Source organism: Streptomyces sp. NPDC050610 (assembly GCF_040654875.1).
Taxonomy (GTDB): Bacteria; Actinomycetota; Actinomycetes; order Streptomycetales; family Streptomycetaceae; genus Streptomyces.
Genome location: NZ_JBFAIV010000016.1, coordinates 1 through 25,557, shown reverse-complemented (window position 1 = coordinate 25,557; position 25,557 = coordinate 1). Strand labels below are relative to the sequence as shown.

At 69.5% G+C, this 25,557-nt stretch carries 26 protein-coding genes and 1 pseudogene; 17 read left to right on the top strand and 10 right to left on the bottom strand.

All coding sequences use genetic code 11. From position 1 onward, the window contains the following. Positions 1-105: 105 nt before the first annotated feature. A complete protein-coding gene (locus tag AB0I22_RS20545) occupies positions 106-1,203 on the bottom strand; it encodes an FAD-dependent monooxygenase (RefSeq protein ID WP_363132257.1) in 1,098 nt (365 codons plus the stop codon). A 104-nt stretch (positions 1,204-1,307) separates the two neighbouring features. On the opposite strand from AB0I22_RS20545, the gene AB0I22_RS20540 reads away from it, so the two are divergent. Both AB0I22_RS20540 and AB0I22_RS20535 read left to right on the top strand, forming a co-directional pair. Beyond that, positions 1,308-2,249 carry a LysR family transcriptional regulator gene (locus AB0I22_RS20540; RefSeq protein WP_363132256.1) on the top strand — a complete coding sequence of 314 codons (942 nt, stop codon included), beginning with the start codon at positions 1,308-1,310 and terminating at the stop codon, positions 2,247-2,249. Between the two features lie 386 nt (positions 2,250-2,635). After that, complete coding sequence (locus tag AB0I22_RS20535) at positions 2,636-3,256, top strand: GDSL-type esterase/lipase family protein (protein ID WP_363132255.1); 621 nt, start codon at positions 2,636-2,638, stop codon at positions 3,254-3,256. Between the two features lie 289 nt (positions 3,257-3,545). Here AB0I22_RS20535 and AB0I22_RS20530 read toward each other — a convergent pair whose 3' ends face one another. Next, entirely contained in the window at positions 3,546-4,427 is an 882-nt protein-coding gene (locus AB0I22_RS20530) for a helix-turn-helix transcriptional regulator (protein WP_363132254.1), read from the bottom strand. A 208-nt stretch (positions 4,428-4,635) separates the two neighbouring features. Here AB0I22_RS20530 and AB0I22_RS20525 point away from each other — a divergent pair, with 208 nt between their 5' ends. The 10 genes from AB0I22_RS20525 (at position 4,636) to AB0I22_RS20480 (ending at position 15,423) form a co-directional block, all read left to right on the top strand. Then, positions 4,636-5,652, top strand: coding sequence for a zinc-dependent alcohol dehydrogenase family protein (locus AB0I22_RS20525; RefSeq protein ID WP_363132253.1), 1,017 nt, complete (start codon positions 4,636-4,638; stop codon positions 5,650-5,652). A 38-nt stretch (positions 5,653-5,690) separates the two neighbouring features. Continuing rightward, positions 5,691-6,101 (top strand): cupin domain-containing protein, encoded by a 411-nt coding sequence (locus tag AB0I22_RS20520; protein WP_363132252.1) that lies wholly within the window; start codon positions 5,691-5,693, stop codon positions 6,099-6,101. A gap of 52 nt (positions 6,102-6,153) precedes the next feature. Then, the gene (locus tag AB0I22_RS20515) at positions 6,154-6,921 is read left to right on the top strand and encodes an SDR family oxidoreductase (protein ID WP_363132251.1); all 768 of its coding nucleotides are present in this window, start codon (positions 6,154-6,156) and stop codon (positions 6,919-6,921) included. A gap of 406 nt (positions 6,922-7,327) precedes the next feature. Further along, entirely contained in the window at positions 7,328-8,305 is a 978-nt protein-coding gene (locus tag AB0I22_RS20510; protein ID WP_363132250.1) for an aldo/keto reductase, read from the top strand. An 80-nt stretch (positions 8,306-8,385) separates the two neighbouring features. After that, on the top strand, positions 8,386-9,237 hold the full coding sequence (locus AB0I22_RS20505; RefSeq protein WP_363132410.1) for an alcohol dehydrogenase catalytic domain-containing protein: 852 nt from the start codon (positions 8,386-8,388) through the stop codon (positions 9,235-9,237). Positions 9,238-9,282: 45 nt separating this feature from the next. Next, positions 9,283-9,696: a hypothetical protein gene (locus tag AB0I22_RS20500; protein ID WP_363132249.1), complete on the top strand. Its 414-nt coding sequence runs from the start codon at positions 9,283-9,285 to the stop codon at positions 9,694-9,696. Positions 9,697-9,948: 252 nt separating this feature from the next. Then, entirely contained in the window at positions 9,949-10,197 is a 249-nt protein-coding gene (locus AB0I22_RS20495) for a hypothetical protein (protein WP_363132247.1), read from the top strand. Between the two features lie 411 nt (positions 10,198-10,608). After that, the gene (locus tag AB0I22_RS20490) at positions 10,609-11,496 is read left to right on the top strand and encodes a M20/M25/M40 family metallo-hydrolase (RefSeq protein ID WP_363132245.1); all 888 of its coding nucleotides are present in this window, start codon (positions 10,609-10,611) and stop codon (positions 11,494-11,496) included. Between the two features lie 560 nt (positions 11,497-12,056). Further along, positions 12,057-13,169: a DUF6801 domain-containing protein gene (locus AB0I22_RS20485; RefSeq protein ID WP_363132244.1), complete on the top strand. Its 1,113-nt coding sequence runs from the start codon at positions 12,057-12,059 to the stop codon at positions 13,167-13,169. 76 nt (positions 13,170-13,245) lie between these two features. Then, complete coding sequence (locus tag AB0I22_RS20480; protein WP_363132243.1) at positions 13,246-15,423, top strand: hypothetical protein; 2,178 nt, start codon at positions 13,246-13,248, stop codon at positions 15,421-15,423. A gap of 109 nt (positions 15,424-15,532) precedes the next feature. Here AB0I22_RS20480 and AB0I22_RS20475 read toward each other — a convergent pair whose 3' ends face one another. After that, positions 15,533-15,877 (bottom strand): hypothetical protein, encoded by a 345-nt coding sequence (locus AB0I22_RS20475; protein WP_363132242.1) that lies wholly within the window; start codon positions 15,875-15,877, stop codon positions 15,533-15,535. A gap of 516 nt (positions 15,878-16,393) precedes the next feature. On the opposite strand from AB0I22_RS20475, the gene AB0I22_RS20470 reads away from it, so the two are divergent. Beyond that, entirely contained in the window at positions 16,394-16,864 is a 471-nt protein-coding gene (locus AB0I22_RS20470; protein ID WP_363132241.1) for a GNAT family N-acetyltransferase, read from the top strand. A gap of 82 nt (positions 16,865-16,946) precedes the next feature. On the opposite strand, the gene AB0I22_RS20465 is transcribed toward AB0I22_RS20470, so the two are convergent. Beyond that, the gene (locus tag AB0I22_RS20465; protein ID WP_363132240.1) at positions 16,947-17,480 is read right to left on the bottom strand and encodes a winged helix-turn-helix domain-containing protein; all 534 of its coding nucleotides are present in this window, start codon (positions 17,478-17,480) and stop codon (positions 16,947-16,949) included. A gap of 57 nt (positions 17,481-17,537) precedes the next feature. Here AB0I22_RS20465 and AB0I22_RS20460 point away from each other — a divergent pair, with 57 nt between their 5' ends. Further along, complete coding sequence (locus AB0I22_RS20460; protein WP_363132239.1) at positions 17,538-18,443, top strand: S41 family peptidase; 906 nt, start codon at positions 17,538-17,540, stop codon at positions 18,441-18,443. Between the two features lie 183 nt (positions 18,444-18,626). Here AB0I22_RS20460 and AB0I22_RS20455 read toward each other — a convergent pair whose 3' ends face one another. The 3 genes from AB0I22_RS20455 to AB0I22_RS20445 all read right to left on the bottom strand — a co-directional run bounded on the left by AB0I22_RS20455 (position 18,627) and on the right by AB0I22_RS20445 (position 21,677). Next, on the bottom strand, positions 18,627-19,079 hold the full coding sequence (locus AB0I22_RS20455) for a hypothetical protein (RefSeq protein ID WP_363132238.1): 453 nt from the start codon (positions 19,077-19,079) through the stop codon (positions 18,627-18,629). A gap of 387 nt (positions 19,080-19,466) precedes the next feature. Next, positions 19,467-19,994: a GNAT family protein gene (locus AB0I22_RS20450; protein WP_363132237.1), complete on the bottom strand. Its 528-nt coding sequence runs from the start codon at positions 19,992-19,994 to the stop codon at positions 19,467-19,469. An 804-nt stretch (positions 19,995-20,798) separates the two neighbouring features. Next, a complete protein-coding gene (locus AB0I22_RS20445) occupies positions 20,799-21,677 on the bottom strand; it encodes a 2-dehydropantoate 2-reductase N-terminal domain-containing protein (protein ID WP_363132236.1) in 879 nt (292 codons plus the stop codon). A 61-nt stretch (positions 21,678-21,738) separates the two neighbouring features. On the opposite strand from AB0I22_RS20445, the gene AB0I22_RS20440 reads away from it, so the two are divergent. Further along, positions 21,739-22,374 carry a TetR family transcriptional regulator gene (locus AB0I22_RS20440; protein WP_363132235.1) on the top strand — a complete coding sequence of 212 codons (636 nt, stop codon included), beginning with the start codon at positions 21,739-21,741 and terminating at the stop codon, positions 22,372-22,374. Between the two features lie 94 nt (positions 22,375-22,468). Continuing rightward, on the top strand, positions 22,469-22,741 hold the full coding sequence (locus tag AB0I22_RS20435) for a hypothetical protein (protein WP_363132234.1): 273 nt from the start codon (positions 22,469-22,471) through the stop codon (positions 22,739-22,741). A 200-nt stretch (positions 22,742-22,941) separates the two neighbouring features. Here AB0I22_RS20435 and AB0I22_RS20430 read toward each other — a convergent pair whose 3' ends face one another. The 3 genes from AB0I22_RS20430 to AB0I22_RS20420 all read right to left on the bottom strand — a co-directional run bounded on the left by AB0I22_RS20430 (position 22,942) and on the right by AB0I22_RS20420 (position 24,964). After that, entirely contained in the window at positions 22,942-23,436 is a 495-nt protein-coding gene (locus AB0I22_RS20430) for a hypothetical protein (RefSeq protein ID WP_363132233.1), read from the bottom strand. Positions 23,437-23,579: 143 nt separating this feature from the next. Further along, positions 23,580-24,515, bottom strand: coding sequence for a hypothetical protein (locus tag AB0I22_RS20425; RefSeq protein ID WP_363132232.1), 936 nt, complete (start codon positions 24,513-24,515; stop codon positions 23,580-23,582). Next, positions 24,512-24,964 (bottom strand): BlaI/MecI/CopY family transcriptional regulator, encoded by a 453-nt coding sequence (locus AB0I22_RS20420; protein ID WP_363132231.1) that lies wholly within the window; start codon positions 24,962-24,964, stop codon positions 24,512-24,514. Before AB0I22_RS20420 ends, AB0I22_RS20425 begins: the two co-directional genes overlap by 4 nt. 226 nt (positions 24,965-25,190) lie before the next feature. On the opposite strand from AB0I22_RS20420, the pseudogene AB0I22_RS20415 reads away from it, so the two are divergent. Then, a pseudogene (locus AB0I22_RS20415) lies at positions 25,191-25,557 on the top strand (hypothetical protein); the annotation flags it as partial.

The following is a 25,557-nucleotide window of genomic DNA, read 5'->3' as shown; positions in this document are numbered from 1 at the left end:
GGCACGTCGGCGACTCCGCCCCGGTCGGTCCGCCGCTCGTATAGGGCCTCGTTCTGCCCCCGGAGGCTGATGCGGTTCGTCGAGGACATCAGCCGCCGTGCCGGCTCAGGTGTCGGGTGCCGTGGTCAGCATCCAGTGGCTGAAGGCGGCATACCGCTGGGCGAACTCGGCGGCGTCAGAGGCTTGTTCAACGGCGGCGGCGTGCTCGCGCACGGCGTCGAACCGGGCGGTGCGGGCGGCTTCGTAGCGGGCAAGAGCCTTGGCCGTATCGTGCTCGCCGGCCAGAGCGGCGCGCAGGACACCGGCGTCCTCGATGCCGAGGGTGCCGCCCGCGGAGATGTGCGGGGACAGTCCGTGTGCAGCGTCTCCGATCAGCGCGACCCGCGCACTGGCCCAGCGCGGCAGCGGGGGGACGAACATGATCTGGTTCTCCAGGATGGCCTCCTCCGGGGTGCCGGCGATCATCTCCAGCAGGTCGTCGTGCCAACCGCCCTCGGCGAGGCTCCGGGCACGCCGCAGGGCGCGCTGCCGCTTGCCGCCGGTGAGCGGGCCGGCCTCGAACTGGTTGACCATCCACATGGTCTGGCTCTCCGAGACTCGCGCGTATCCACCGCGGGTACGGTCCCGCCCGACCGTGAGCACTGTGCCCTCGGGCCGTTCGCCCCCGGCCGGCACCATCGCGCGCCAGGCGTAGTGCCCGGCGTGCACCTCGGCGTCGCTGCCCGGCACGAGTTGGGCTCGCACACGGGAGTGGACCCCGTCCGCGCCGATCAGTAGGTCCGTACGCAGCTCCCTGCCGTCGGCGAAGCTGACGACGGCCTCCGACTTCTTCTCGGTGTAGCCGGTCACGTGCGAGCCGAGGAGGACCCGGTCCCGGCCGACGGCATCGGCGAGCAGATTGTTCAGCCCGGGCCGCGGTACGAGCAGGAATCGGTGGTCGCTCGCCTCGGAGCCGGGGGCGCGGACCGGGCGGCCGGCGGCGTCGAAGAACCAGGTGTCGATCTCTCTGCCCATGCGGCGGACCGCCGCACCTATGCCGATCCGGTCGAACTCGCGCAGCGCGTTGGGCCACAGACCGATCCCCGCACCGGCGGCACGTACATCCGGCGCCTGTTCCAGCACCGTGACCTCATGGCCGATCAGCCGAAGAGACGCCGCGGTGGTGAGCCCGACCAGGCCGCCTCCGGCGATGACAGTACGCATGCTCAGCTCCGCCCGTCACTGGCGCCTACCAGCGCCTGCGATCCAGTGAAGAGGCAACGAGAGATAACCACAAATGCATGCTTCAGATCCATAGCATTACCTGCATGCATCTGGATCTGAACCTGCTCACCGCGCTGGACGCCCTGCTCGACGAGGGAAGCGTCGGCGCCGCCGCCGATCGCCTGCACCTCTCACAGCCGGCCATGAGCCGCACCCTGAGCCGGATCCGGCGGGCGACCGGCGACGAGATCCTGGTCCGCGCCGGGCGAGCGATGCTGCCCACGCCGTACGCCGAAGAGATCCGCGACGAGGTGCACGAGATCGTCACCCGCGCCCACGCGGTCCTCGCACCGACCGCCGAGATTGACCCGGGCACGCTGGTCCGCACCTTCACGCTCCAGTGCAACGACGTAGTGGCTGACGCGCTGCTGCCGCGCCTCGCCGGCCCGTTCGCCGCCACCGCGCCCGGCGTCTGCCTGCGCGTGCTCGGTGAGGCCGTGACCACCGTCGACGAACTGCGCCGGGGGACCGTCGACCTCCAGATCTCCGACGAGTTCCCGCAGCATCCCGACACGCGCACAGCCGCCGTGGCCACCGACAGCCTGACCGTCGTCGCCCGCGACGACCTGCCGTGCAACCCCTCGGCCTGGGAAGGTTTCACCGCCGTGCCGCACGTCGTAGTGTCCCGGCGCGGCCGGACCCACGACCGCCTCGACGGCCTGATCGAGCGTCACAACGTGCGCAGGACAGTCGCGTTCACCGTGCCGACGCTGAGCCTGGCGCTGCGTACGGTAGCCGCCCACGATCTGATCACGGTCGCCCCGGCACTGTTCGGCGCGGTCCTGCTCCCCACCGGCCTACGGAGCTACCCGCTGCCCGAGCCCACCCCGCCCATCCCGGTCGTCCTCGCCTGGCACGCCCGCCACGACCGCGACGCCGCTCACCGCTGGCTGCGCGATCTCATCACCACCACCCTCACCGCCATGACGAACGCCCCACGCCTCAGCGATCAGAGCTCCGCTCCCGCGACGGATGGAGATGTTTGAACACTGGCGTAGTCGCTGGTCAAGGGCGCTGCGCCCGGTAAACCCGGCCCTGCTCGATGCGCGTGCCGTGCTCTGCCCACCATCCCGTATGGCCTGGCTGGGCACGGCAGCGTTGGTCCGGGTACCCGTAACCGCTCCAACAGACGTCTCGGCTGAGACGAACAGGAAGTTCGGCGGGCGGACGTAGCTGTCGATCGCCGGAGTGCCGGTCTGGGCCGCTGCTGCTACGGCAGGGTGAGCGGCGCAAGACTCAGAGCGGCCACCTGGAATTCCCCGAGAGCGGCTACTTTCCAGCGGCAGCTGTCAGCGGCGGGAGCGGATGCCGAGATGCGTACCGGCTCCTCCCGGAGCATGTACGCGTCGGACTCGCTCGTAGGGTTGGCCGAATGAGCAGGAACGTACGAGTGTGTTTTGTCGGTGACTCCTTCGTTCAGGGGATCGGCGATCCGGAGTACCGAGGCTGGGTCGGTCGGGTGCTCCAGGCCACCCGCGGCGATATCACGGCTTTCAACCTCGGCATCAGGCGCAACACCTCCGAGGATGTCCTGGCGCGCTGCTGGCAGGAGATCGGGCCGCGGATGCTGCCCGGCGCCGACAACCGGCTGGTTGTCTCTTTCGGCAGCAACGACATGGTCGAGGAGGACGGCAGGGTCCGCGTCGCCCCGGCCCGCTGCCTGGACAACCTGGCAACCGTCCTGGACGAGAGCCGGCGCCAGGCCGTCGCTCCCCTGGTGGTGGGGCCCCCTCCGGTCATCGACGCTGGCGAACGACATCTGCGACGGGCCTCGGAACTCGCCGACAAGATGGCCGCCCTCTGCCGGACACGAAACGTCCCCTTCATCGCCACGACCAAGGCCCTGGCCGACGACCCCACCTGGACCGAGGAGGCCCTGGCAGGCGACGGCGCTCATCCAGGCAGCGGCGGCTACCAGAAACTGGCTGACATCGTTCTCGACAGCCAATGGCACAAATGGATCGCCCACCCAGGTGGACAGACGTCCACCTGACCCGCAGAGCCAGTCCGATGACGGTGATCGGGAAGGGCCGGTGCGGCGCGTTTCTGCCAACGGTCACCTTTGCAGCCAGCAGGAACGCCGAACTGTCGGTGGTGGGGCACCTGCGGCGCGGCGCCTGCTAGGAAATCGGCGTCGTCGCATCGCAGCCCTCGTTCAGACCGACTCCCGCCTCTGCGCCTGCTCGTCCTCCTCCTTGTGATGTGCGAACCGTTCCCCTTGGCCTGGGCCGCGCCACGGGGGTCCGGCGTCCGCAGACGCTCAAGGACTATTCGTCGCCTGTTCACGGTTGCCCTGCCGGCGCGGCGGCTTCTTGCGTTGCGGCCCAGGTGGCGAGCAGCCGCAGCCCCTCTTCGGAGGGTGATTCGGGTTCGGCGGCGTAGACGGTGAGGGTGAGGCCGGGTTCGGCGGCCATTTCCAGGCCCTCGTAGGCGAGGGTGAGGTCGCCGACGGCGTGGTGGTGGAAGCGTTTGGTGCCGGTTCCGTGGTGGCGGACGTTGTGGGCGCCCCAGCGGGTGCGGAAGTCGTCGCTGCGGGTGGACAGCTCGCCGACGAGGTCGTGGAGGTCCTTGTCGTGGGGATTGCGTCCGGCTTCCGTGCGCAGGATGGCGACGGCGATGTCGGCGGCCTGCTCCCAGTCGGGGTAGAAGCGGCGGGAGGCCGGGTCGAGGAACTGGAAGCGGGCCAGGTTCGCCTGGTTGCCGGCCGCGGCGTAGACGTCGGCGTAAAAGGCGCGGGCGAGCTGGTTGACGGCGAGTAGGTCCATCCGGCCGTTGCGGACGAAGGCCGGTCCGGCGGTGACGGCGTCGAGTACCCATCGCAGGCTGCGGTGCGGAGTCCAGGACCGGGCGGTGCGGCGGCGGGGCCGGGTGAGGGCGTCGGAGCCGTCGGCGGCCTGTGCCAGGTTCAGCAGGTGGGCGCGTTCGGCGTCGTCGAGCTGGAGGGCGCGGGCGACGGATTCGAGTACGGCCGGGGAGACGCCGGCGAGGTTGCCGCGCTCCAGCTTGGCGTAGTACTCCACGCTGACATCGGCCAGGGCGGCGACCTCGCTGCGGCGCAGGCCGGGGACCCGCCGGCGGCTGCCGGAGGGGAGGCCCGCCCGTTCGGGGGTGATCTTCGCGCGCCGCGAGGTGAGGAACTCGCGGACCTCTGCTTGGTTGTCCACGTCTTCGACGGTACGTCCCGCCAGCGGCCGTAGGGGTGTACTGGCGGTACACCCCTTGAGGGTGTCTCGCTCCCCGCGCTGGGAGCGGGTTACGTGGATGACGTGGTGCTTTTCGCCCGGCCTTCACCCGGGCGCGTACCCGCCCTGTACTCGGCGACGGCCCCGGACACCGGGTGCCGCACGCCTCAGCACGTAAAGGATCTTCCTCATGCGCGGCGCAGTGATCCACGCCCCCGGCGACATCCGCTTCGAGACCCTGGACGACCCGAAGCTCCTCCATCCGACCGACGCGATCATCCGCACGGCCGTGACCTGCGTGTGCGGCTCCGACCTGTGGCCCTATCGCGGCGCGGAGCCGATCGGCGATCCGCATCCGATGGGGCACGAGTACGTCGGTTTCGTGGAGGAGACCGGCTCCGAGGTCACCTCGGTCAGGCCGGGCCAGTTCGTCGTCGGGTCCTTCGCGACCTCGGACAACACCTGCGCGAACTGCCGCAACGGCTTCCAGTCCAACTGCCTGCACCGCGAGTTCATGAGCACCTGCCAGGCCGACTACGTGCGCGTCCCCAACGCCCAAGGCACCTTGGTCGCCACCGACGAGGCGCCGGACGAGGAACTGTGGCCCGGTCTGCTGGCCGTCTCCGACGTCATGGGCACCGGTTGGTGGGCCGCGGACGCCGCCGAGGTGAAGCCCGGTTCCACCGTCCTGGTCGTCGGTGACGGCGCGGTCGGTCTGTGCGGCGTGATCGCGGCGAAGGAGATGGGCGCGGAGCGGATCATCGCCATGAGCCGCCACACATCGCGGCAGCAGCTGGCCCGCGAGTTCGGCGCCACCGACATCGTCGCCGAGCGCGGCGACGAGGGCGTGGCCCGGATCAAGGAACTGACCGGCGGGACCGGCGCCGACAGCGTGCTGGAGTGCGTCGGCACCGCCCAGGCCATGCGGCAGGCCCTGCACTCCGCGCGGCCCGGCGGCAACGTCGGCTTTGTCGGCGTTCCCCACGACGTCGCCGTCGACGGACAGGAGCTGTTCTTCTCCCACGTCGGCCTGCGCGGCGGCCCGGCCCCGGTCCGCCGCTACCTGCCCGATCTCATCGACCGCGTCCTCGAAGGGCGGATCGACCCGGGCAAGGTCTTCGACCTCACCCTGCCGCTGGAGCAGGTTGCCGAGGGCTACCGGGCCATGGACGAGCGCCGCGCCGTCAAGGCGCTCCTCAAGCCCTGACCCGCCCATCCACCCCACCACCCGCGCAAGGAGTAACCGTGCAGATCACCCGCAGCTCGATCGACACCGTCAAGGGCCCCGCAGAATGGTTCACCGGCGACGTCTACATCGATGCCGTCGCCGCCGCCCCGGCTCCGTCCCGCGTCATCGCGACTCTGGTGCACTTCATGCCCGGCGCCCGTACCCACTGGCACCGTCATCCGCTGGGCCAGACCGTCTTCGTCACCGAAGGGATCGGGCTGTGCCGGCGCCGCGGCGGCCCGGTGGAAGTCATCCGCCCCGGCGACCGCGTCCTGTTCGAGGCCGATGAGGAGCACTGGCACGGCGCCGCGCCGAACCGGCTGATGGTCCACGTGGCCATCAACGAGGGCGACGCCGACCACGACGTCGTGCACTGGCTGACCCCCGTCACCGACGAGGAGTACGCCGCGGCCGCGGCCACCGACTGAGCCCGGCCCTGATGCCGGCACACCAGCACACCAGGCAGGAAGAAGAACCGACGTGAACGTCACCTACGATTTCCGCGGCAGAACCGCATTCGTCACCGGAGCCGCCTCCGGCCTCGGCCGCGCCACCGCGCTCGCCTTCGCCCGCGCCGGGGCACAGGTCGCCCTCGTCGACCTGTCCGAGGACGGCCTGAAGGAGACCACGCGGCTGATCGCCGACGGCGGCGGCCAAGCTCTCGCGCTCCCGTGCGACGTCACCAGCGAAGACGATGTCCAGGCCGCCGTCGACTACACCGTCGAGCATTTCGGACGCCTTGACGCCGCGTTCAACAACGCCGGCATCGAGCAGCCCGTCCAGCCTGCCGCCGAGACGGCCAAGGACGACTGGGACCGCATCCTCGGGATCAGCCTCACCGGCTCGTTCCTGTGCACCCGCGCCCAGATCCGGCACATGCTCCACCAGGACGGCGGCGGCGCCATCGTCAACGTCTCCTCCGGCGCCGGCGTCAAAGGGTTCAAGGGCCAGGCTGCCTACGCCGCCGCCAAGCACGGGATCATCGGCTTCACCCGCTCCGCGGCCCTCGACCACGCCGCCGCCGGCATCCGCGTCAACGCCATCTGCCCCGGCATCATCGACACCGAGATGATCCGCCGCTTCGGCGAGACCCGCCCCGGTGGACGCGCGGGACTCATCGCCGACGAACCCGTCGGCCGCCTCGGCAAGCCCGAAGAGATCGCCTCCGCCGTGCTCTGGCTGTGCTCCGACGCCGCCGCCTTCACCACCGGCACAGCCCTCGTCGTCGACGGAGGCCAAACCGCCTGACCCCGGGACGAACCGAGCCGCCGAAGCCGTCTGTGGTTGCGGGGCAGGCCGGGGGTGCGGAGGTCGCCGCTGCCGACGGTGAGGCCGACGTGTTCGGGACCGGTTCAGGTGCGGCGGGCGCGCAGATAGCGGCCCAACATAGTGCCCTCGCCTGCGCGCTCTCGGAATCCACGATTCCAGTCCCACCCGCTGGGCACCCGCCCCGCAGACCGGAGGGGGCCCTGTCATACCCCTGAAGAGCCCGCCCTGCCACACCAGAGCAATCGGGGCGAAAGTGAATGAGGAAGAACGCCGGTCCCACCACGTCGCCCAGGCTCCGACCGGTACCGTCTGCCGGGCCGGGCGAGATGGGAGGAGCCGGGCGAGACGGGGGAGTCGGACAACGCCACCAACCGGAGAAGGCGAGATGCGATACATCAAACTGCGTGACCTGGAGGTTTCCCGGATCGGACTCGGCGCCATGGGCATGTCCCACGGCTACACCGGCTCCGGCACCGACGACGCGGAGTCGATCAGAACGGTGCACAGGGCGCTGGAGCTGGGCGTCACGCTCATCGACACCGCCGAGATCTACGGCCCCTACACCAACGAGGAACTGCTGGGCCGGGCGCTGAAGGGCCGCAGGGAGAAGGCGGTGCTGGCCACCAAGTTCGGCCTGGTCTCGCACGGTGGCGACGGCGCGTGGAACCTGGACTCCCGCCCGGTCAACGTACGCACCGCCGTCGAGGGCTCCCTGAAACGGCTGGGCACCGACCACATCGACCTGTACTACCAGCACCGGGTGGACCCGAACACGCCGATCGAGGAGACCGCCGGCGCGGTCGAAGAGCTGATCACCGAGGGCAAGGTACGCGCCTTCGGGCTCTCGGAGGCAGGCCCGGACACGATCCGCCGCGCCCACGCGGTCCAGCCGGTCACCGCGGTGCAGTCGGAGTACTCCCTGTGGACCCGTGGCATCGAGGCGCGCGTCCTGCCCGTCCTGCGGGAGCTGAACATCGGCCTCGTGCCGTTCTCCCCGCTGGGGCGCGGCTTCCTGACCGGCACCGTCCGCTCCACCGACCAGTTCGACGAGGACGACTTCCGGCGCGACAACCCCCGCTTCACCGGCGATAACTTCCAGCGCAACCTCGCGCTCGCCGACGAGGTCAAGGCCGTTGCCACCGAAGCCGGCGCCACGCCCGCACAGGTCGCGCTGGCCTGGCTGCTCGCCCAGGGCGACGACATCGCCCCGATCCCCGGCACCAAGCGCGTCAGCCGGATCGAGGAGAACACCGCCGCCGACCCCGTCACGCTGACCAGCGAGCAATTCCACAGGCTCAGCAGCCTGCCGCCCGCCGCCGGCGACACCCACACCGCGGCCCAGGCACGGATGCTCGAACGCTGACCCCGCCCCGGCACGCCGCGCCTCTCGCGGCGCGGCCCCGCCCCTCGTCTGGAGTGACACCCCTTACGCGCGCAGCCGTGATGTACGGAGCCGGCGACGTCCGCGTCGAGGACCGGCCCGACCCGAAGCTCGTCCAGCCGACCGACGCGGTGGTGCGCACACTGGCCGCATGCGTGTGCGGCAGCGACCTGTGGCCCTACGCGTCCATGCCCGCCACCGACACCGGCCGGCCCATGGGACACGAATTCCTCGGCGTCATCGAGGAGACCGGCGCGGACGTGACCGGCCTGAAACCCGGTGATCTGGTCGTCGCCCCGTTCACCTACAGCGACAACACCTGCGACTACTGCGCCAAGGGCCTGCACATCTCGCGCCGAAACGGCGGCCGGTACGGCTTCGACGGCGTCGACGGCGGCCAGGGCGAAACCGTCCGGGTCCCGTACGCGACCGGCACCTTGGTCAAGCTGCCCGTGGCCGCCGACTCCGTGCTGCTTCCGTCGCTGCTGGCCCTGTCGGAGGTGATGACCACCGGTCACCACGGCGCCGTCACCGCCGACGTCGGCCGCGGGGACGCGGTGCTCGTCGTGGGGGACGGGGCGGTCGGCCTGTGCGCCGTGATCGCCGCCAAGCGGCTCGGCGCCGAACGGGTCGTACTCGCCGGCCGCCACGAAGACCGCACCGGCCTGGGCCGCGAGTTCGGCGCCACCGACGTGGTCGCCGAGCGGGACGAGGAGGGCATCGCTCGCATCCGCGAGCTGACCGGCGGCGCCAGTCCCGCACGCGCCTACATCGAGCAACTGCTGCCGGACGTCCTGGACAGCACCATCGCCCCTGGCCGCGTCTTCGACCGCACCTTCACCCTCGACCGGACACCGGACGCCTACCGGGTCATGGCCGACCGCCACGTCCTCAAAGCCCTCGTCCGCCCCTGACGTCCCTTCCACGTCACAGCGCGCTCCCCGCGGAGGACACCGAGCGTGCACCAGCCGAACCACAGCTCGGCCCGGCGCCGAACGATCCCGCGTCCCGCGCTGCTCACAGACGTCACCGCCATGACCGTGCCCCACCTCATCGGTTGCTCACCCGCGAACGATCAGCAAGCCCGCGGCTGTGACGTGTATCGGATTGAGGCCATCGACCCCTACCCGACGAGCTGCGACGCGACTGTTGAGCGCAACGTCCGCGATGCCGAGCACGCGCATCAGGCGCGTCAGGCGGAGCGGATCGGTGCTTTCGGCTGCTTCGTCGAGGATGCGGTCTTGTCTCAGGTGACCCTGCGTCAGCAAGTGGGGGAGCGCTCCTCCCAGGGTGCCGATACTGACGGCCGGCCCGATCACCACGGCGGTCAGGTGAGAGCTGCTGACGTTACCCAGGGGTTAGCGGCGCGATAGTCCCGCATCAGCGGCCCTGGACAGAGTGGTGACGCACCGAGAGATCACATCGCCGACTGCCCGGGGGGCCCGCAATGAGCGCCGACACCACCGCACAGACCCTGAAGTGACGGTCGGGGTCCGCTCATTGACCAGGACGATGCCACGCCCACCGTCATCTTCGTCAATCCCATCGGCTGGCCAACTCCAGCTCCCACCACACCTCTGAGCCGAACGGGCTCAGAACTCGCAGAACAAGCAGAGGAGACAACCATGAAGACGTGGCGTACGCGTATCGGCGTCGGTCTCGCGGTCAGTGCCGCGGCGGTCGCCATTCCACTGACCGCCGCCACCGCGTCCGCCGCGGCGCCCCCTGGCGACGGCTGGACCCCCGTCGGCGCCGAAAGGTATCCCTCGAAGGCGGAGTGCGAAGCCAAGGAGCTCCCGAACGCCCAGGCGGACGGGTACCACGAGGTGTGGTGTGACGACAGCCAGACCATCATGCCGATCTACTACCGCTGAACCGCCTCGGCCCGGCATCGACGTGGCCCGGCAACACGGGGCCTGAGATCCAGGCGAAGTCCACTGACGAGGGCCTCAGTTCATGAGCCTTGGGCATGATGCGCAAGGCGGGCCGGATCTCCCGGGAGCCCCGGCCCGCCGGGGGAGCACCAAGGTGCCGGACATGTACGCGTTCTGGCAGCAGTGCGTCGTTGAGCGGCGAGCCGGGTCGGGGACTGGCGCGGTGGCTGCTGCTCCGTACACGGTGTAGCCGCGTGCCGAGCGGAAGGGCTGCTCGAAGGAGTGCCAAGGCCATCTGGTTTGAGCGCGCGAGGTGATACGCGGGGCGGGCGGCGCAACCCCCGCTCCGGTCGGACGTCTGGTCGGCGAAGGCACCTTTCGGTGCCGGAGTGCCGATCAAAGGAGCGTCCAATGAAGTTGATGACCAGCCGTCGTACGTACGCAGTCGGGGCCTTGGGGCTCAGCCTGGCGCTGCTCGGCGCCGTTCCGGCCGGGGCCGCGCCGGGCCGTACGGAGGCGGCGCCGCCGGTCCTCTCCGAGAAGGACGTCATGCCGCACCTGGCCGCCCTCCAGAAGATCGCGGACCGCAGCGGGGACAATCGCGCCTTCGGCACGAAGGGGCATGAGCAGTCGCTGGAGTACGTGAAGGGCGTGCTCGACAAGGCCGGCTTCAAGACCCGTATCGACTCCTTCAAGTACAAGGGGGCTATCGGGCACAACCTCATCGCGGACTGGCCTGGTGGGGACGCGAACCACACGCTGTTCGCGGGCGCGCACCTCGACAGCGTCAAGGCGGGGCCGGGAATCAACGACAACGGGTCGGGTTCGGCCGCCATCCTGGCGACCGCCCAGGCCGTGGCCAAGGCGCACCTGAAGCCGAAGCGCCATCTGCGCTTCGCGTGGTGGGACGCCGAGGAGGAGGGCCTGGTGGGCTCCGCTCAGTACCTCAAGAAGCTGCCCGTCGCCGAGCGCAAGAAGATCGACACCTATCTGAACTTCGACATGACCGGCACCAAGAACGTGCAGCAGTGGCTCGTCGTGCACGACGGCAAGGAGGCCACGGACGCGTTCGAGGACTACTTCGCGGCCAAGAAGATCCCCACCTTCGATATCGGTATCGGCGGCTCGGACCACGAGTCGTTCGGCAAGGTCGGCATCCCCGTCTCCGGCTTCAACACGGGCGTCGGCAGCTGCCTGCACGAAGCGTGCGACCGTATCGACAACGTGGACCCGAAGACGGAGACCGTCAGCGCCAACGCCATCACGGGCGTGGTGTGGAGGCTCGCCACCACCCGCTGACCCCGTTCCGCGAAAGACAGGACCGCCCACAGCCATCATGCGCTAGATACGCAGCGCCGCCTGGCTGGGCGCACGCGCATGTGCAGGCTCTGGCGCTGTCCGGCCCGTCGCGCTGCCCGCTTCCGCCGCTACTGGCGGAAGCGGGGTGGGTGACCCGTACGTCCCCGACGACGGCAACTCCGGTTGCAACGTCTCGCGCTACGACGTGCGCGTCGGCTACGACCCGGCGCACACCGCCCCACCGCCACCGCCGCCGCCACGGCTGACGAGGCCCTGGACCGCGATCGACAGCGGACTGCCGGGCAAGACCACTACCGGGACGGACTCGGGAGAGAGCCCATCAGTGGTTCGGTACCAGCGCCGCAGCCGCCGAGGAGCAGTCTCGAAGAGTAGATGCGTACGGATATTTCATTCGCCGGGTAGGGGCCGCACCTCCGGCGGTCGACGGGTCGACGGTTGGGTACCGGTGTCCGTTGGCTCTGCGGTTCGTTGGGCACATTGACACGCGAGTACCCCACAACCTCACCACATCTCACCAACTTGCGTGTCACGGAAGGTCGTTGACAGCTCTGATCGGATCGCTCACCATTCGAGGCACCCGTCAGGCCAGTCTCTGCATGACCACACCACACCACACCGCACTCTGTGCCGCTGGCGAACGCTTTCACGGGGGACGTCACATGAAGATCCTGCCCAGGACCGTGTTACGCGGCTGGACTGCGGCGCTCGCCGGTCTTGTCACCGTGTTCGGAGCCGGGTTCGCGGCGGCGGAACCGACTCCGCGTTCTCTGCACTACACGTGCCCGTTTCAGGTGATCGGCGACGAGCCGATGACGGCATCGGTCGTATGGAACGCCCCGCACACCCACGTGGTCGGCCGGTCCACCCCGCGGTTGCCGATCGACACCGCGGCGACGGTCGGCGCCCGCGTCACCTCGGCACTCCGGTTCGTCGGCTCGGCCACCGTCGAGGGCACGGCGGACGTGCACGCCGTCGTAGCCGCGCCGGAGGGCGAGATCCCCGTCACCGTAACGCTCAAGGTGGCCAAGACGGCCGTCCCGAAGTCCGGTCCGCTGACCGTCCCGGCCGGCGGAACCATCCCCTCGCTAGTGTTCCACCGACCGGGCCCGGCGAGGATCGTCGTCGGCGCGATCAACCTGCACCTGACCCCGCGGAACGCGAACGGCGACCGGACGTGGGCAGGCAAAGTCGACACATCGTGTGCCCTCGACAATGGGCAGGGCGGGATTCTGGCGGCCTTCAAAATCGTGCCTGCCTCGCCGGGCCCGACTGCCTCGGGGACGCCAAGCGCTCCAGGCGAGCCCGGGAAGACGAGAGCACCGGGTGCGCCAGAGGCGTCCGGGAGGCCGGGGAAAGCCGGCCCCAGCGCCTCGGCTTCGGCTTCGGCGTCCGCATCTTCGGCGACGTCCGCATCAGCCAAGATCCGGGGACCCTCGGGCTCACCCAGCGGCACGGCGCCGTCCTCGCGCTCCGGCGCACCCAGCGCCCCCTCCTCCGCCTCTGCCACCGTCTCCCCCGACATCACGACCGGCGGTACGCACTTGTCGGCGCCCCTGCGCGCGGTCGCGACATGCCTGGTTGTGAGCGCGGTCTCGGCCGGGATCGGCTGGTGGGGCTGGCGCCGTGGTCGTGCGGGAGACGGAGATGAGTGACGCGGCACATGCCGATGGCGGGTCTCCTGAGCGAGAGGGCAAGGGCGAAGCGTCTCCCGGGCGCCATGTGAACAAGGTGAGCGACAGCACCTTTTACGGCCCGACGGTCCAGGCCAGAAATATCCACGAGCTGCACTTCCACGCCCCGGAGACCTGGGTACCCGCGCAGGAACAGACACCGGCGAGCGGACCGGCGCCGCAGGACGAACTCGACAAGGCCGCCGGCAAGTTGGCTGATGAGGTCAAGGAACGCTGGTGGAAGGAGACCGGACAGCGACGGCTCGGGCGTCCTGCCACGGAACTGCTGCCTGTGCGCTGGACAACGGCGGACGCGGGCTTGATGGACCACTGGGAGCACATCTGCGGCACCCCGTACGAGACGGCCGAGCCCCTGGCCCTGGACGAGAACGGGGGAGGCATCGCCGAGACTTACAGGAAGGTGCCCTCCGGGCGTCTGGTGGTGCTGGGCGGAGTCGGCTCGGGGAAGACCGTCCTGGGCCTGCGACTCGTACTGGACCTGTTGGAGAGCCCGCTGCCCGGTGAACCCGTTCCGGAGCTCTTCAGCCTGGGGTCGTGGGACCCCGCGTCCCAGACGCTGGAAGCGTGGCTGAGCAGCCGGCTGAACCGTGACACGACCGGTATGGACGCGGACACCGTCGACGGGAAGCCGGTCGCCACCGCGCTGGTCGAGAAGGGGCTGATCCTGCCCGTCCTCGACGGTTTCGACGAGATCGCCGAAGAGCTGCGGCCCCGCGCGCTGCAACAGCTCAACGCATTCGACAAACCGCTGGTCCTGACCAGCCGTACCAATCCGTACGCCGCGGTGACAGCCGGAACCAGATGCCTGAAGCGCGCCGCCGCGATCGAACTGACCGCTCTCACCCCGGACGACACGAAGAGCTTTCTGGTACTCGGCAGCGCCCCGGCGGCCAAGTCCGACTGGGAAGACGTGCTGGCCGTGGTGTGTGACCGTCCCGACACCCGGGTCGGCAAGAGCCTGCGCAAGGTACTGGCCACGCCCCTGATGGTCTCCCTCGCCCGTGACGTCTACGGCGAAAGGGCAAGCACAGGAGAGAGCGGCCGACACGACGGCCCGAGGCGCGGCCCCAAGGATCTGCTCCGGTTCAGATCCCAGAAAGGCATCGAGGAACACCTCCTGAGCAGCTTCGTACCGACCGCCTACCGCCAACACCCCGACGCCCTGGACCCGCCTCCCCGGAACTGGAGCCCACGGCGGGCCCAACGCTGGCTCGGGTACCTCGCGGACCACCTGAACCGGAGCGGTGGCCCCGACCTGGAATGGTGGCGGCTCGGCACGGAGATGAGCCTGCGCGCCCGTACCGCCGTGATCGCGTTGCTGGCGGGGCTGCCCTTCATGCTGGCGACCGGGATCGGGAACATTCCCGTGGACCTGATCGCCACGTCACACGGACTCGGGTACGCGCTCCTGCGCGGCTTGGTCGTGGGACTGCTGCACGGATTCGTCTCCGGGCTGGCGTTCGGCTATGTCTACCGGCGTGCCAACGGCACCGTGCTGTTCACGCCGCGTCCCGTACAGGTCCGCCTGTCCGGCGGCGACAAGGAACTGGACAGGCAGTTCTTCCACCGGCTCTTCCGCAAGGTCCTCCTGGCAGCCCAGATCGGATTCGGGGTCGCGCTCGTCATCGTGCTCGTCGACCGGTTTCTCCTACCGCTGATCGCACTCGACGACGGGCTCGGCGGCGGACTCGTGGCAGCGGCCCAGTTCCCGCTCACCGTCGGGCTCGCGGCCGGAACCGCGCTCGCGCTCATGACCTGGCTGGAGGCCCCCATCGACGTGAAGAGATCCGTTGGCTGCGTCGACCTGTTGCGGCAGAACCGTGAGAACGCGGCCTCCCAGCTTCTCGTCTGGGCCCTCGCACTCGGACTCGTCGCGGGGCTGGGGGCCACCTTCACCGAGACGCCCCTCCGCAGCCTCCAACTCGGGTTCGTCTTCGGCATCGAGGGCGCGTTCGGCGGCGGATTCGGCTACTGCCTGTGCCTGACAGCGTATGGCCAGTGGGTGGCCCTGGCCCGGATCTGGCTTCCCTTGACGGGCCGCGTGCCATGGCGACTGGTGGCGTTCCTCGAAGACGCCTGCAAACGCGACGTACTACGCCGGGCGGGCGCCGTCTACCAATTTCGCCATGCCCGGCTCCAGGATCACCTGGCGACTCACCACCCGAGGGCGCTGTCCTCGGCACCGAAGAGGAAGCCGGACCAAACGACAGGCTGAAGCAGAGAAGCGGAAACGAATCACGGAAAACGGGATATGTGACAGAGCGGGTCGGCACGAATGATCCGCTGTCGGACACCGCGAAGAACCCGGCCTTCAGGGAGAAGGATCAAGCATCCACTTCCGGTCCAATATGGCGAAGGACTGTTTCATGCTTGCCAGCGGCGACGAGCCTGTCGATGGCTTTGACCATCGACAGCACCCCCGCGTCGCGGACGATGAGGCCGTCCCAGCACCACCAGTAGTCGCCTTCCGGTTCGCCTGCCTTCCGTTGACGATCCATGATTCGGTGTACCTCATCGAGAGTGAACACGGTTCCGGACCAGCGATCGCCGTCATCACGGATGACCCACATGTCCACATTGCAGACTTCGGCGAGGTCCTCTCCCGCACCGGGCACGAAGCAGATCTCGTACCCGTCGCGCCTGACCCGGTAAAAGGGGCCGTCCCACATGCTCGCTCCGTAGTGCTCTGCTACACGTCGCCTTAATGAACCAGGCCGGACGGCCAACCAGTACACCATGCTCCGTCCGAAGGCCGTAGCGGGCATGGACCCGGACCCGCGCAAGAATGGTTGGACAAGCTCAGGACGGCGGCCGGGTGACCAAAACCGGCGAAGCGTGTTAACACTCCAGCCATTACAAGAAGGGCACCAATCCCAGACACGTCACCGGATGAGCGGCGTCGCCGTGCGGTCGGAACGGAGGCCGGCCCCCCGCAGCGCGTGGAACTCGCAGGCGAGAAGGCGTACGGCTTCCTCACGGGCTCAGTCGACCGCATCCCGCGACGTACCGGCGCCCGTGGTAATGCTCCGCTGGACGGCGGCTACAGGGTCCTGGACGGTCTGTTGGACCTTTTCCTGACTGCCGCTGAGCAGGCTGCACAGGTCGAAGCCGAAGCCCCAGGCAAAGTCGAGGTTAGGCTGAGCGGACCAACTTGGCAGCGACGTTGCGAAGGATGAAACGGAGCCATGGAGATATCCCTGCGTGAAACTCAGGACCGTGATCTGCCCATCTTCTGGGAGCACCTGACGGACCCGGAAATGCAGCATATGGCCGCTGCTACGCGGAAGTACCATTACGATCGCGGCCACTTCGACCGGTTCTGGGTCAAGGTGCGGTCCGACCCGGCAAGGCTTCTGCGAACCGTTCTCGCGGACGGTGCCGTGGCAGGACATGCGGTGGTATCCGGGTCACCCTCCGAGCGGGAGGTCTCCTACGTCGTCGGGCGGTCTCACTGGGGCCGGGGCATCGCCTCGCGGGCGCTCGCTGAGCTGATCAAGCTGGAAGACATCCGGCCGCTGCACGCCACCGCCGCTGCTGACAATGCCGGTTCCATCCGCGTGCTGGAGAAGTGCGGCTTCATCGTGACGGGGCGCGGTCGCTCCTTCGCACAGGCGCGGGGCCAGGACATCGATATCGTGCACTTGACGCTGAACTGAGCAAAGCAGTAGCTACCCAACAGACTTTGGGTGCGGCTCGTCTCAACTGACCTAGGTGTGCCGTCCCGTGCAGTTGGTGACGCTAGGCAGAACTGGTCGGCTGATCCTGCTGATAGAGCGCTACCAACACGCCGTGCACGGGCTGGTCCTCTGTACTCTCCTCGGCCTCGTCGACCAGTTTGGTGAGGACTTCGCCGAGTTCTCTTGCCTTCGCGGGGCTCAGACGCAGGTGGCGCAACGTCAGGTGGGTCTCGGTGGGGGAGCGGTCCAGCTCCTGGGCGACAGCGGCGAGCATCGCGGCGGTGCCCGCCGCTTGGGGTTCGGCGACGACCATGTGGCGTGCCGTGCGCTGGTAGTACTGCTCGGTGCCGCCGCGCACCTGGCGGGTCTCGGCGATATGGACCAGTCCGGCTTCGCGGAGCACTTTGAGGTGGTGGGCCACGTTGCCCTTCTTCGCGTCGAGCTGCGCGGCGAGCCGGCTGACGGTGGCAGGCCGTTGGCCCAGGGCGAAGAGCAGCCGCTGACGCAACGGATGGGCGAGCGCCGCGAACTGCTCAGGCGCACCGATCTCCAGTACGTCCTCGGGAGGCGGCGGGCAGGAAGGCTGATCTCGCATGCCGAAAGTGTCTAAATTCTTTGGCGCTTTTGCAAGGGCAGTGCTCTACTCCCTGCCATGACGACTCTGACGAAGCTTCGGCCTGCCCCTCTCGTCGACGAGACGGTCCGGCTCCTGACCGAACACTACGTTTTCCCCGAGACAGCCGAGCAGCTCGCCGGTTTGCTGCAACGGCGCCTTACCGAGGGCGCCTACGACGTCGGCGGCGCCGAAGAGCTCGCCCGTCTGGTCACTGCGGACCTGCAGTCCGTCAACGGCGACCGGCACCTGAGGCTGAAGTACCACGCCGACCCGGTGCCCCCGGAGCAGGGGGCGGCCACCCGGGACGCCATGCGCCGGGACTTCGATACCTCATTGGGCGGTGCGCCCCGGGTTGAGCTGCTCGACGGACGGGTCGCCGTGGTGGAGCTGGCGCCGATGCTGTTTCCACTGGAGTGGGCCGCCGAACCGCTGGGCGCCGCGCTCACCCTGGCCTCCCGCGCCCAGGCCCTGATCGTGGACCTTCGCTCCAACCGGGGCGGCGACCCGGACACGGTCGCTTTCGTCTGCAGCTACCTACTGGACCAGCACACCCACCTCAACACCATGCACTGGCGCGGCGGAGAGCGCAGCGAGCAGTCCTGGAGCCTGCCGCACGTTCCCGGTGCGCGCTTCGGCGGCAGCAAGCCGTTGTATGTGCTGTCCAGCGGTAGCACCTTCTCTGCCGCTGAAGAGCTGGCGTACGACCTCCAGCAGCTCGGCCGCGCGGTCGTCGTCGGCGAGCGCACCCGCGGCGGCGCACATCCGTGCAGGGGCTGGACCGTGCACCCGCATCTGGAAGCCACCGTCCCCATCGGCCGCGCGATCAACCCCGTCTCCGGAACGAACTGGGAGGGCACCGGTGTGCAACCGGACGTCCCTTGCGCTGCCGCCGACTCCCTCGACCACGCGCACGCGCTGGCCCTCGCCCGACTCGCGGGCTGACTCAGCCCAGCTCGGGCGCGGAAGCCGATGCACCGGCGGTCCGGCTCGCCCTTGGCCGCGTTGGCGGGGACGGGGGGATGCCGATGCGGCGAGCGCCGTCGCTGACCAAGGTGACGGCGCCGACAGGGGCGCCGGTCCCCTCGGCGAGCTCGCGAACGTGCGTTGACCGGTGGCCGGGGCCGCTCACCGTAGGTCGGCGGCGAGGCTGTAGTCCGGCAGGGTGATGTCCCCGGCCTTGGCGAACTGCGCGGCGAGCAGCTTCCGCATCGGCCAGCGGGTCATCTGGCGCATGGAGAGGTCCCGCAGGCGGATGCCGAGCCGGCCCGAAGGCGCGAACCCCGAGGCGCCGCCCGGCGGGAGCTGCTGGGCCTGGCTCACATACGGGCGCATCACCTCGTCGTAGCGGCGGAAGGCGATGCGGTGGTCGCCCTCGGCGGCAGCGAGTTCACCGGCCAGGACGTAGGCGCCGACGAGAGCGAGGCTGGTCCCCAGGCCGGTCAGCGAGGCTTCGGCGGTCCGCGGAGCAGCGGCATCTTGACGTTGCAGCGTAGGCGGGCAGGGTTCTCGCCATGGACCTGGTGCGGCGCAGCGGTACGTAGAGGAATTGGGTCCAGCTTTCGCCGAACGGTTCGGCACAGACTCGGGGGCTCGTCGCAACGCTGCCTGAGGCCAGGGCTTTCTCGTGGGGTTGAGCGCAGATCTTCGAAGCGCTCAACTTCTGCTCCGCGTCGCCCGTCAGAGGCAGATCAACGTGGTGGTCTGTGCGGGGACGGCAGCCAACTGCGCTGGTCCGCGTCGTCCCTTCGCCGGTTCCCGCACGACGGCGGCCCTCGGGTCCGGCTCGGAGACGAGAATACGGTCTGGAATTACCTGGACCGGATTTGCACCGTCCTGCTGGAGTGATCAGCACCGTGCACATCGATCGCTGATCCCGATGACACGGATGGAAGAACGGTGGGCTCGTCACCCCGCTCAGAGCGAGCGGCACTCCCTCGCCCGCGGACCTCGTAGTGAAACGATCGGTCAGCCGCCCAGGATCCGCTCCCACAGCAGCGCGTCCCGCCAGTTTCCGTCGAGAAGTATCGAGGAGTGCGCAATGCCGTACGGGCTGAACCCGTTGCGGCGCAGCACTCGCTGCGACGGCAGATTCTCCAGGTTGGTGGATGCCTCGGCGCGGTGCAGATTGAGTTCGTCCGTCATCACCTCAAGTGCGAGCCCGACGGCGCGCCCGGCGTGCCCTTGATTCTGGGCGACGCCGGCGATCCAGTATCCGACGGAGCCGCGGCGCAGGTGCGGCTGTGGAAGGACGCCTCCGATGGTGACCTGCCCGATCACTTGGTCGTCGGCGAGCACCACCCCCGGCCAAACCGTGCCGGCCTGGTAACCGTCCAGCAGGCGATCGATCCGTTCCGCTTGGCCCTCCGGGGTGAAGAAGTCAGCCGGCTGAACCGGTTCCCACGGCCGGAAAGCCTCGACGTCCCGCACCCGGTGCGCAGCGATCGGGGCTGCGTCGGCGAGGTCTATCAGCCGGATCTTGGTGCTGCTGTGCATGTGCTGATCCTCGTCGCGATGCGTGGCATGAGCCGGCCAGCCTATGCGAGCTGTGAGAGCTGCCACTTCCGAGGGGTACCGCTGCGCGGTCGCGGTCGACTTGATGCCCCGTGCCACCGAAGCCGAGCATCGGGTGCTGCGGCCGCCGAGCAGCAGAACGAGACACCGTACGAGGCCGACGGCGGCGGAACTCGGTATCCCGGCGTGCATCAGCCGATAGCCGACTGACCCAGGACTGACCCAGGACTGCTCCGGGAGCCGCAGGTGCGAGGGCGCCTCCTGACGAACAGAGAGCGCCCTCGCCGGCGTCGCGGTCCGTGGGTGAGTCGCCGATGAAGTACAGGTATCCCGACGTGCGGATGGCCTGTTTCGCGGCCTCCAGAATGGCGCTGATCTCCGGAGTGCTCTCCTCGCTTCGGAGCCCTTCGAGCTCGTCGACGAACCGACGCAGTTGCACGGAGTTGAACATGGTGTGCCCGTATTGCATGACGCCGCGTCGCAGCGCGTCGGCAGGCGCTTTCTGGCACATCTTCCGGAAGGAGTCCTCCGCGTCGTCGCCGAGGAAGAAGAACTCTTCGCTTAAGGACGCGCCCCAGCCTGTTTACCTGAGGGCGCCATCGTTTACCGACAGCGACAGGGTGCGGCAGTTGCGCTCGAAGCGCTGTGTGCGCTGTGTGCGCGGGGCGTTCGAGGTGCCGTTTCGTCAGTCGCAGACCGGGAGGCGGAGGGGGCCGAAGTTCCGGTGGGAGATTCCGGCTGCGCACTCAGCTGCGTCGCGGCCGAGGAGCCGCAGCCGCCGATGGTCTATCGGACCTTCGCATGGGCACGCATCTGTTCGGCCAGCCGCCCGAGTTCGGCCGCAGTCGCTGGGGAGGTGTCGCTGAGCCCGCTGCGTACGGCCGTCGGGCTGCGCAGGAAGCGCCGCAGCAAGGCCACGAGCAGCCCTTCCGGCAGCCTCTGCAGTGCGGCGAACGCGCGGGGGACCGGCGGCGTCGGCATGGCGGCCAGGTTCTGCCGTATGAGGCGGAGCATGCCGCGGACCGCTTCGGGATCGTCGGCGAGCGAAACCGGGCCGCCCGCCGCGTGCGCCGCCTGGCCGAGTGGCACCTCGAACGCGGCGTGTGTCTTGAGCCAGCCATCCATCCGCGGCTCGGCCTTGGTGTTGATCCCGGCGGTGCGGAACTCTCGGACGACCCGTTCCAGTCGAGGGGTGGTTCGGCCGTCGGGTTCGCCGATCGGCATCGGGACCCGGCTGGTCATGAAGCTGGTCGCGCGGTAGCGGATCACGTCGCCGTCCATCGTGCCGCCGGCCAGGGCAGGGGGGAAGCCGAGCAGTACCCGCTCGTGACCGATCGCCGCGCCCAGCGGCTCGGCGCCGGCCGCCCAGTTGTGCAGGAACAGCACGTCGCCTTCGAGGTCGGAGAGTGACTCCAGCACCGCGTCGACTTGATGGGCGCGGACGAGGACGGCGGTCAGGTCGTATCCGCCGGCCGGATGCTCGACCACCGGTACTGGTACCCGCCTGACGGCAGGGCTGTCTTCCTCGGCGAGCTGCAGGCCGTGCCGGCGCAGGGCGGCCAGGCGCTCGCCCCGGGCGAGGAGCGAGACGTCGAGCCCGGCCTCATGCAAGCGGGCGGAGAGCAGGCTGCCGCAGACCCCGGCGCCGTACACGAGCAGCTTCATGGCGACCTCTCTCGTATTAGTCAAACGATCGTTTCAAACGAACGTTTGTATAGTACGGCACATGGCGCTACCCGATACCCGGACCAAGATCCTCGATGCGGCCGAAGTCCTCTTCGCCGAGCACGGATACCGCGGCACCTCGGTCCGCGCGATCACCGACCTCGCCGGAGCGAACCTGGCCGCCGTCGGCTATCACTTCGGCTCGAAGGCGGAACTCCTGGCCGCGGTCGCCCGCCGCGTGATCGAGCCCATCACCGCCGCCCAGTGCGCCGGGCTCGACGGACTGCTCGCCCGGACTCCGGACCCGCCGGTCGCCGAACTGGTGGAAGCATTCGCAGGGCCGCTCTTCGACGAGATGCCCGCCGGCAATGAGAGCGGAGCCCGGACGTCCCGGCTGATCGTGACGATCCTCAGCGACCCGGCCGAGGAGGCGCGCAGCTGGACCGGCCCGGACGAGGACACGGTCCGCGAGCGCTATCTGGCGGCTTTCGCGCACGCGCTGCCCGGCCTTGCCCCGCGGGAGCTGGAGTTCCGGATGCGGGGAATCCTCGCCGTGACGGCCGTGGACCGCGTCGATGTCTACAACCGGCCTTCCCCTGCCTCCCCGACGGAGATGGCGGGCGAGGAAGCCCGGCGCTGGGCGATCACGTTCCTGACGGCAGCGATGAGCGCGCCACCGACCCGGGCCCGGCGGTAGGCCTGGGGCGGTTCCCGCACCGTACTCGCCGCCGTCCTCAGGCACGTTCGGGTCGCGCGGTGGACGCAGACCCTGGCCGGGCCCGCCGGCCTTGATGTTGAACAGGTGGCTGCCGTCCGGGGGCGAGGAGCTCCCCGGCACGATTGCGGGCGTCCGTGCCGGGCCGGACGTCGAGTGGGCGGGGGAGTTCGACCACGAGATCGAACGTGCCCCGGCCACCGAACTCCCTCTCGCCCTGGTCCGCCGAGCTCTGGCCGGGGCCGTCGCCGAGGAGGAGGACGAGACGCTCTTCGAGCGGCTGGCCCGAGGCGAGGACGTCGAGACCCGCGAGCCGAGCGGCAGCGCGGCGGTACCGATGGTGGCATGAGCCGCCACCGCCCCCTGTCCGCACTACGACCGGTGCACCGGATGGCCAGCTCCTGATGTGGAGGCAGCCCCGATCGGCCCAAGCGGCATCGCCGTCGTTGCCGCCGATGTACGGGTGGCGCTGGAGCGCAAGAGCGCTCACGTCGGGGTCATAGAGCTGGGTGCGGCGTCACCGGTGCTCTGGAGCAGGGGCGCGCTCCCTCATTCGGCGGTCGGGCGCGGGGTGGGTTGCATGTGCTTGGCTCGTTCGACGCTGCAGACCTGCATGCCGAACGTGCGCAGGCGCCACATGGTCTTCGTTTTCGAGGATGCCTTGAGGGTGTCGGCGCTGGGCAGTCCCTTCTCGTCGTGGGCGACGTTGTTGAGGGCGTACTGCTTGCCGTCGGGCGTGGTGAAGATGATCGCGAAGCCGCTGTACCGCGTCTGCACGCAGGAGACCGTCCCCTTCTGCGGTGTGATCGGCCAGGCGTCGCCGAGCTGGTGTGCGCTGATGGACTGCGGGTTGTGGGTGGCCGGCGGCCACTTCGTGACGGCGTCCCGCTCCTGCGAGCAACCGGCGAGCAGTAATGCTGTGGCCAGTGCGGCGGCCGCCGGGGCCACCTTGCGAGGCCCGGAGAGACGGCTGGGGGAGGTCGTAGGGGTCTCGCTCCCGGGTGCGTTCAGGGAGTAGGGGGTCTGGCTGCGGGTTTGGTGCATCGGTACGGATTCCTTTCTGCCGCATGACGTAGCAAGTGAAACTGCTACACGGTGTAGCAGGTGTGGGCGCACGGATGTGTGGTCCGTGCGTCTCCTTGTCAGTCGGTGAGTGGCGCCGCCCGTTGGCGGGCCGGTGGGTCGAATCAGAGAAGGAGAGCCACTGTGGCGGCGATGGCAACCGCGGCCCCGCGCACCGACCACGCCTGCCAGGGCGGGATTACCCGGGGCGGGAGGGACAAGGCCTGCGCCCGGTAGGTGAGTTCGGCCCCCGGGTCGAGGAATCCGGTGCCGCCCCGCATGACCATGGTGCCCTGGTGGGCCGAGCGGGTCATGGCGTCTATCCGCGCGCACAGCGCCTTGGCCACGGCCGCCGTGCCGTCGGCCTCTCGTGCGCTCTGGTCCGCCCAGAGCTCGGCGGTCAGCCGCAACTCGGCGAGCACCGCCTTACGGCCGGGGATCCACCACCACGAGCGCAGCACGCAGGTCGCGATGAAGATCCACAGCGGGTGACGCGCCCTGGCGTGGGCGCGCTCGTGCCCGATGATCGCGGACGCCTCGGCAGATATCGCCACCTGGGGGCCGAGGACGATGCGCGGGCGCATCAGGCCGACCGTGGACGCCACATCCTGTGCGGGCTGACCTGGTGCCGTCGTGATCCAGATGTCGCCGCACTGCTGCGGTGCGAGCATCGCGACGGCGCGTCCGGTACGTACCACCTTGGCGGCCCCGGCGGCGAACGAGACCATCAGGCAGGCCAGTTGTGCCGCGGGGGCAGCGAGCATGAGCTGCGTCGCGAGGGCCGTCAGCGGGTGCCGGCCGTCGATGTCCGTGATGCCGCTGCTGATGCCCCACGCCATCGGCGCCCGCCACGGCAGCGCGTCGCGCAGCGGGCTGTGCGGCACGTAGGGGGCCGCCATCGCCAGGAGCGGTGTGATGGCAGCGGCCATCGCGAGGACGAACCGCTCGCGGGCCGGCAGCCGCACAGACAGCCGTCGCAGCAGGTGCCACAGGCCGACCGCGACCAACGGGCACCACCAAGCGAGCACCACCTGGGGGTAGCCCAGCCAGCTCGCCCTCACGCGTCGGTCTCCGGCGCCGCCCGGGTCGGCCCCCCGGTCTCGGCGCCGTCCTGTGAATCAGCGATACCGGCCAGCAGCGCACGCACCTGGGCGAGCTGATCGGCATCGCCGCTCACGTTCTGGACGAAGTTGGCGACGGCCAGGTCGCCGAAACCGTCCATCACGCGGCGCACCTGCTCGGCCGCCACGTTCTGTTCGACTTCCCGACGGGTCTGCTCGGGCCAGTACACATAGTGGCGGCCCTCCTTCTCCCGCCCCAGCAGCCCCTTGACGACGAGGCGTTCCATCACGGTCTTGACCGTGGTGTACGCCTGGCCGCTGCCGAGGCGCCGGGTGCACGTGGCGACGTCCATCGTGCCCGCCGACCACATGACTTCCAGGATCGCCAGCTCAAGGGGGCCGAAGTGACCCTCCAAGCCGGGACGCTGGGACTTTCGCCGCGATGACATGCTACGCAATGTAGCAGTCGGAATTCAGGCTCATGGGGCGCCCAAGAGGGGCTCACTCTGGGCTACGACGGCTTCCTGCCGGTCAGCCTTGCCTGTTCGTACGGGGTGTGTCGGCGGGACGTGAGTGAGGCGTTTCCGGAACGTCAGCGGCCCCGGGAACAGTGGTGTGCGCAGGGCGGGAACGGCCGAAGAAGAGTCCCGCACGAGACGCAGGGAGAACCCGATCATGCGTACTTCCCGGATCCGCACCACCGCTCTGGCCACCGTCACCGCCGCACTGGCACTGGGCCTGACCGCCTGCGGCAGCGGCGGCGGCGACAACGGTTCGAAGGCGGCGAGCGGCAGCCACGATGCCGCTACCGCGCAGAGCCGCCTCGCATCCACCGGACACGACAGCGGCAGCGGCAGCGGCAGCGGCGGCAAGGAAGGTCTGCGTCCGCAGAGCGCCTCCGGCGGTACGGACGCGGCCGCGGGCAAGGGCTCGACGGCGGGCGGCGGGCAGTGCCGGGGCGACGAGATGCTGGTCAGCGCGGTGCACCGGTTCGCCGGACAGCAGGGCGACCACCTGCTCGTCACCGCGGTCAACAAGGGCG

What these genes read in the sequence shown, in the direction of transcription:
- AB0I22_RS20545 (WP_363132257.1), bottom strand. Translation starts at nt 1,203, where the DNA reads ATGCGTACTGTCATCGCCGGAGGCGGCCTGGTCGGGCTCACCACCGCG.
- AB0I22_RS20490 (WP_363132245.1), top strand. Translation starts at nt 10,609, where the DNA reads ATGAAGTTGATGACCAGCCGTCGTACGTACGCAGTCGGGGCCTTGGGG.
- AB0I22_RS20460 (WP_363132239.1), top strand. Translation starts at nt 17,538, where the DNA reads ATGACGACTCTGACGAAGCTTCGGCCTGCCCCTCTCGTCGACGAGACG.
- AB0I22_RS20465 (WP_363132240.1), bottom strand. Translation starts at nt 17,480, where the DNA reads ATGCGAGATCAGCCTTCCTGCCCGCCGCCTCCCGAGGACGTACTGGAG.
- AB0I22_RS20430 (WP_363132233.1), bottom strand. Translation starts at nt 23,436, where the DNA reads ATGCACCAAACCCGCAGCCAGACCCCCTACTCCCTGAACGCACCCGGG.
- AB0I22_RS20450 (WP_363132237.1), bottom strand. Translation starts at nt 19,994, where the DNA reads ATGCACAGCAGCACCAAGATCCGGCTGATAGACCTCGCCGACGCAGCC.
- AB0I22_RS20440 (WP_363132235.1), top strand. Translation starts at nt 21,739, where the DNA reads ATGGCGCTACCCGATACCCGGACCAAGATCCTCGATGCGGCCGAAGTC.
- AB0I22_RS20445 (WP_363132236.1), bottom strand. Translation starts at nt 21,677, where the DNA reads ATGAAGCTGCTCGTGTACGGCGCCGGGGTCTGCGGCAGCCTGCTCTCC.
- AB0I22_RS20495 (WP_363132247.1), top strand. Translation starts at nt 9,949, where the DNA reads ATGAAGACGTGGCGTACGCGTATCGGCGTCGGTCTCGCGGTCAGTGCC.
- AB0I22_RS20420 (WP_363132231.1), bottom strand. Translation starts at nt 24,964, where the DNA reads ATGTCATCGCGGCGAAAGTCCCAGCGTCCCGGCTTGGAGGGTCACTTC.
- AB0I22_RS20540 (WP_363132256.1), top strand. Translation starts at nt 1,308, where the DNA reads ATGCATCTGGATCTGAACCTGCTCACCGCGCTGGACGCCCTGCTCGAC.
- AB0I22_RS20470 (WP_363132241.1), top strand. Translation starts at nt 16,394, where the DNA reads ATGGAGATATCCCTGCGTGAAACTCAGGACCGTGATCTGCCCATCTTC.
- AB0I22_RS20525 (WP_363132253.1), top strand. Translation starts at nt 4,636, where the DNA reads ATGCGCGGCGCAGTGATCCACGCCCCCGGCGACATCCGCTTCGAGACC.
- AB0I22_RS20435 (WP_363132234.1), top strand. Translation starts at nt 22,469, where the DNA reads ATGTTGAACAGGTGGCTGCCGTCCGGGGGCGAGGAGCTCCCCGGCACG.
- AB0I22_RS20475 (WP_363132242.1), bottom strand. Translation starts at nt 15,877, where the DNA reads ATGTGGGACGGCCCCTTTTACCGGGTCAGGCGCGACGGGTACGAGATC.
- AB0I22_RS20535 (WP_363132255.1), top strand. Translation starts at nt 2,636, where the DNA reads ATGAGCAGGAACGTACGAGTGTGTTTTGTCGGTGACTCCTTCGTTCAG.
- AB0I22_RS20505 (WP_363132410.1), top strand. Translation starts at nt 8,386, where the DNA reads ATGTACGGAGCCGGCGACGTCCGCGTCGAGGACCGGCCCGACCCGAAG.
- AB0I22_RS20510 (WP_363132250.1), top strand. Translation starts at nt 7,328, where the DNA reads ATGCGATACATCAAACTGCGTGACCTGGAGGTTTCCCGGATCGGACTC.